Below are 6,224 nucleotides of genomic sequence, written 5' to 3'. Positions count from 1 at the left end.
GAAGAGTTGGAGCAGGAACTCAAGCAGGGCGACAGCACGCCGTACCTCTTCGCCGGTTCCTTCGCCGGGGTCTCCAGTGCGCTCTCGGTCGGCTACGTGATGTGGACCGTTCGCGGCGGGCTGCTGGCGACGAGTTTGTTGGCTCATTTGCCGGCGTGGAGTTTTGTCGACCCGCTGTTGGTGCTCAATGAGTTCGAGGAAGACCAAGACGGCGAGGATGATTCACTCGAAGAGCTGCTGGACAAGAGCGAGTCCGGAAAAAAGGAAGCACACAAGACCAGCCCGGAGGTTTTCGTTACCGCCGCGGACGATCGCACCGCTTCGACCGCTACCCTCTGCGAGGGGAGGTGATTGACGCGGACAATCAGAAACACCCATTCAATTCATTCCTTCGTTACCAAGATCTCGGACGTTTCTCATTCACGCCGAGGAATCTGACCTACCTTTTTAGAGACGCGTCCCCCTTCCAGATTCCGGCTCTCCCAAGATTCCGCCATGCCCTGGCTCAGTCGTAAACGAAAGAACGATTCTTCGTTGGCAGGCCGAGGCAGGCATTTGCTCGACGCGGCGGTGCTGGAGAAGCGATTGCTGTTCAGTGCAACGCCGATCGCGCCGCCGGTTGATCTGGCAAGTACGGGGGTGGACGTGGACGAGCCCGAAGCGATCGATGTTACTGCCGCCGACACGGTGAGTGACGTCGGAAGCGGTAAGCAATCGGAAGACCAGTCGCAACAATCCCGTCGTTTGGAACTGGTTTTCGTCGATGCGGGAATCGAGGATTACCAACAACTGCTCGACGACTTGCGATCCGATCGCGGAAACGCGGACTTGGAAATCTATTTGCTCGACGGGGCACGCAACGGGATCGACCAGGTCGGCGAGATCCTCTCAGGTCTGACGGACGTGGACGCCGTTCACTTCGTCTCGCACGGCACCCAAGGTCAGTTCCAACTGGGCAACACTTGGCTTTCGATTGACAACTTGGATGCCCACGCAGGATCCATTGCCAGTTGGAACGATTCGCTGCGGGACGGGGCCGACCTGTTGATCTACGGCTGTGACTTGGCGGCGAGTGATGATGGTAGGGCACTGGTGCGGTCGCTCGGGGAACTGTGCAACTGCGATGTCGCGGCCAGCGACGACAAGACGGGACAGCAAACGCTAGGGGGCGACTGGGATTTGGAATTTGTCGTCGGCGGAATCGAAACTGAGATTGCGTTCGGTTCACCGCTTCAGCGGGAATGGTACGGTTTGCTGGCTGGATCAAGCATCGAAGGAAAGATCTATGAGGACGTCAACGGCAACGGCGACGTCGTAGACGATGGCGTAGGGGTCAGCGGTGTCACGGTCGATGTCTACTTGGACGACGGGACGACGGTTGATGCGCCCGATTCCGGCGACAGTTTTGTTGGTACAGATACCACGAACCCGACGGGCGCGTACTCCATCAACAATTTGGCCGATGGGACCTATTGGGTCATTGTGCACTCGCTTCAAGTCACGCCGGATGCGGGTTTCAATTTCGGCTTTGCCCAGGGCGATGTTTGGGCGGAACAAACGTTTGGCGACACAGGAAGCGTATCGTTCGATGGCGTTTCCTACAGTTTTTCTGGGGCAGCGGGCGCCCACTTTGGCGGCATGCAAGCGGGCGTTTCCGATGATGCGACCTCGTTGACCACGGCACAACACGTCACACGCGTCGTCATCTCGGGAAGCAATGTGACCGTCGATTACGGATTTAGTTTTCAATCTGTCTCTCACACCGCTGATGCCGATCACGACCTTGTGAACAATCGTTTTTCACAAGGATCGTTGCGACAGGCAGTGGTGAATGACAATGCGGTGGTCGGCGCGAGCACGATTGCGCTGCCGGCAGGGACGTATACGAATGCGTTAGCGACCGACATGGGGGTGCTGGATGACCTGACCCTAAACGGTGCCGATCGCAGCACCACGATCATTGACGGAGGCGGCGTCTCCCGAAGCTTTGACGTCAACGGAACGTTGAACCTCTCCGATGCGACGATTCAGGGTGGCGGTGGTTACACCAAGGGCGGTGCAATCCATGTTAGTTCTGGTGGCGTGGTCGATCTCGCCCGAGTTGTGCTGACGGGCAATACGGCGGACCAAGGTGCTGCGATTTTCAATGGTGGAGTGCTTACCGCGACAGATGTTGACATCTCCGGTAACACCGGTGGCGGGGGAAGCCCGACCGGCGGTGGGATTCATAACACGGAAGATTTGACGCTCAATCGGGTCACCATTCGCAACAATACGGCCGAATTCGGCGGCGGGATTTACGTCGCGAATTCGTCATCGAACGTTTCGCTGACGAACGTCACGATCAGCGGCAATTCGGTGTCGGGTGTAGGTGAAGGAGGTGGGATATGGACGCGAGCGGCCGTCAACTTGGTGAATTCCACGATCGCGTCCAATACCGCGGTCGACGGTGGCGGCATCTTCAACGATGACAGCGGGCCGGTCGTGACGATCACCAACACGTTGATCGGAGACAACACGGCCTCGGTCAATCCTGATGTGTTCGGCGGATTCACCAGCGACGGATCGAATCTGATTGAGAACACAACCGGAGGCACGGGATTCGATCCGGGCGACATCACCGGCGTCGACCCCAATTTGAATCCGCTGGCCGATAATGGTGGCTACACGCTGACTCATGCCCTCCAGAGGACCAGTCAAGCGAGAGACAACGGCACCACAGTCGGCGCGCCGGCAATCGACCAGCGAGGCAAGTCGCGTTACGCGGCGTATGACATCGGGGCATTCGAATTGCCGTCGCTGATCGTGACGACGGCCGACGATGTGCTGGATGCACCCGACTCGTCAACCATCAGTGCGTTGCTGAGCAACAAGGGCGGCGATGGGGAAATCTCGTTGCGTGAAGCGATCCTCGCCGCTAATGGCACCGTCGGGCTGGATGAAATCCATTTCGATATTGCGGGTGCCGGCCCCCATGTCATCAACATCGATGCGATCCTCGGCGCGCTGCCGACAATTACAGAAGCTGTTGTCATTGACGGCTACACACAGACGGGGGCATCTGCCAACACGTTGGCAGTGGGCAACGACGCGGTATTGAAAATCGCCATCGACGGATTTCCATCTGGTTTGAGCGTGGATGGGTTGACGCTGGCAAGCAGCGGCAGCACGATCCGCGGGCTCAATATTCGTGGCTTCACGAAGAGTGGTATCGAGATCACCGCCAACGGCAACACGATCGTCGGCAATTTCATCGGAACCAACATCACCGGTACGTCGGCTATCTCAAACGATGACGCCGCGATCAATGTTCTCTCGGCGAACAATCAGATCGGCGGTGCCGCGCCTGCCGACCGCAACGTGATCTCCGGCAACAAACTCGAAGGGATTCTGATCGCCGGATCGGGCAACAATGGAAACACGATTCAAGGGAACTATATCGGGACGACCGCCGACGGCCTGTCTAACTTGCAGAACCAAGCCGAGGGAATCTACATCCAAAACGGATCGTCGAACAATCAGATCGGCGGATCGGGGGCAGGCGAAGGCAATCTGATCTCCGGTAACAAGAAGTCGGGAATTCACCTCAAGGACGCCACGACCACCGGCAACATCATCCAAGGAAACTTAATCGGAGTCGATCGGGACGGCAATTCATCGCTGGCGATGAGTAACGAGGCCAGTGCCATAGTGAGTGATGGGAACAATAACGTCTTTGGGGGGAGCGATCCGGGCGAAGGCAACACGATCTCCTCGTTGGAACCGCTCAAACATGGTATCGAACTCGGTGGTGGTACCGGGAACCTGATTAGCGGCAACAGCATCTTCGATGTCTCGGGATCTGGCATCTTTCTGGTTCCCGCGAGTGGCGCCAACACGGAACCGACGCCACTGACATTGACCAATGCAGCAACGACGGGGACGACGCGGAGCATCGATGGCACGTACTCCGAAGGACCAGGAGTCACCTTGATAGTCGATTTCTTCTCCAATCCCACGTCGGCCACCGAAGAAGGGAAGGTCTATCTCGGCAGCGACACGTTCGTGACCGACGGTTCCGGGACGTTTACCTCGCTAATCACCGCCACCGTTCCTGTCGGCGATTACATCACCGCAACGCATCGCAATTCCGGCAACAATACAGCGGCATTTAGCAACAACTTCCAAGCCGTCGGTGCCGGGCCTCCGGTGATCACCGGGCTGGCCGGCGATACGCTCTCTTACAGCGAAGGCGATGGGGCGAAAGTCATCGAGCAGGGCGTCAACGCGGTCGTGACTGACGGCGATTCGGCTGATTTCGACACCGGCAATCTGACGGTGGCGATTCTCGCAGGCGGTGATGCAAGCGAAGATCTGCTGTCGATCCGTGACCAGGGCCCGGGTGTCGGAAACATTAGCGTTTCCGGCAGCAACGTCTTGTATGACTTCGGCGGTGGGCCGATCGTGATCGGTTCGTTTACCGGGGGCACGGCGGGTGCCGATCTGGTCGTGACCTTCAACGCCAATGCCACCGCCGTGTCGGCCGATGCGTTGATCGAAAACATCACCTACCAAAACACCGACACCGACAATCCCACGACCTCCGCCCGCACGATTCGATTCACGCTCAACGACGGCGACGGCGGAACGTCTGCAAACTATGACACCACGGTGAACGTTGCCGCACAGAACGACGTCCCGACGATCAGCAACCTGGCCGGTGACACGCTCAATTTCACCGAAGGCAATTCGGCAACGGTCATCGAGCAAGGCGGAAACGTGACGGTCAGCGACGTGGATTCAGCCGACTTCGCCGCGGGCAGTTTGACCGTGTCGGTCGTCGCCGGTGGCGATGCATCCGAAGACGTGCTGGCAATCCGTGATCAAGGTCCGGGCGTCGGAAACATTTCCCTTTCCGGCGGCAACGTGCTGTACGACTTCGGCGGCGGTCCGGTCGGGATCGGCACGTCTAGCGGTGGGTCTGCAGGTGCGGATTTGGTGGTGCTCTTCAATGCCAATGCCAACGCGACCGCCGTCGACGCCTTGATCGAGAACATCACCTACCAGAACGTCGACACCGATAACCCGACCACCGCGTCGCGGACGATTCGATACACGCTCAACGATGGCGATGGCGGCAGCAGCGCCGACCATGACACCACCGTCAACGTCGCAGCGGTGAACGACGCGGCGACGTTAGGTGACATCGCCGGTGACGGGTTCGCCTACATCCAGGGTGCCGGTGCCTTGGTGATCGACCAAGGCGGTGATGCGGTAGTGGCTGACGTCGATTCGGCCGATTTCAACTCGGGTAGCCTGTCGGTTTCGATCGCCGCCGGAAACGACGCCAGTGAAGACGTGCTGGCGATTCGCAACCAGGGAACGAACCCGAGTGAAATCAGCGTCGTGGGCTCCAACGTCTTCTACAACTTTGGCGCCGGATCGGTGTTGATCGGAACCTGGGCCGGTGGCAGCGGCGGCGCAGACCTGGTCGTGACGCTGAATTCATCCGCCGACGCGACAGCGACCTCTGCCTTGTTGCGGAACATCACGTACGAGAATACGGACACCGTCGCCGCGACCACGGGAACACGTACGATTCGCTTCACCGTCAATGACGGCGATGGCGCGGTCAGTTTGAATCACGACGCCACGGTCAACGTCGTGCAAGGTGCACCGGGAGGCGTGTTGAGCGGTCTGGCGTTGTGGTTGAGGGCTGACGCCGGTGTCACCATCGGCTTGGGCGGGGTCAGCCAATGGGAAAACCAGGTCACCAACGCGACGCTGTCCGATCTGCAACAAGTCCTCGCCACTCAGCGCCCCGATCTGATCGCGTCCGGCTTGAATTTTAACCCGATCATTTCGTTTGATGGCATCGATGATCATTTGGCGGACCTCACCGTTTTGGGATCCGACCTCTTTGGAACCGATTCCGCCTCCCTTATCCTCGCCGGAAGCACCAATGGTTCCAATGGAGTGATGTTGCAGTGGATTGACACGCTCAGCAACCGGGTGAACCTCGAAGACAACATTCGATTTGACTTTGGCGATCTGAACAATGATCAACTGAACGCTGTCCCGCCGAGTTCCGGATACCACATCATCAATGCCCAAACGGCGCCCGGCAGTCCCGCTGGCCTGAGCATCAACATCGATGGTCGGCAAGCCGCATCGGGAAATGCAAGCGTCGGCGCTCCACTGGACAACACTCAATTCGGGCAATTCTTCTTGGGCGAGTATCCGGG

1 protein-coding gene and 1 pseudogene are annotated in these 6,224 nt (G+C 58.6%); both read left to right on the top strand.

The features are described from left to right. A pseudogene (locus tag ABX749_RS17780) lies at positions 1 to 351 on the top strand (hypothetical protein); the annotation flags it as partial. Positions 352 to 495: 144 nt separating this feature from the next. Then, positions 496 to 6,224, top strand: a 5,729-nt coding sequence (locus ABX749_RS17775) for a DUF4347 domain-containing protein (RefSeq protein ID WP_372897142.1), incomplete at its 3' end; no start/stop codon positions are given.

It is taken from the genome of Stieleria sp. (assembly GCF_041595215.1).
In the GTDB taxonomy this organism is placed as follows: domain Bacteria; phylum Planctomycetota; class Planctomycetia; order Pirellulales; family Pirellulaceae; genus Stieleria; species Stieleria magnilauensis.
This window is presented reverse-complemented; position numbering and strand designations above follow the sequence as displayed.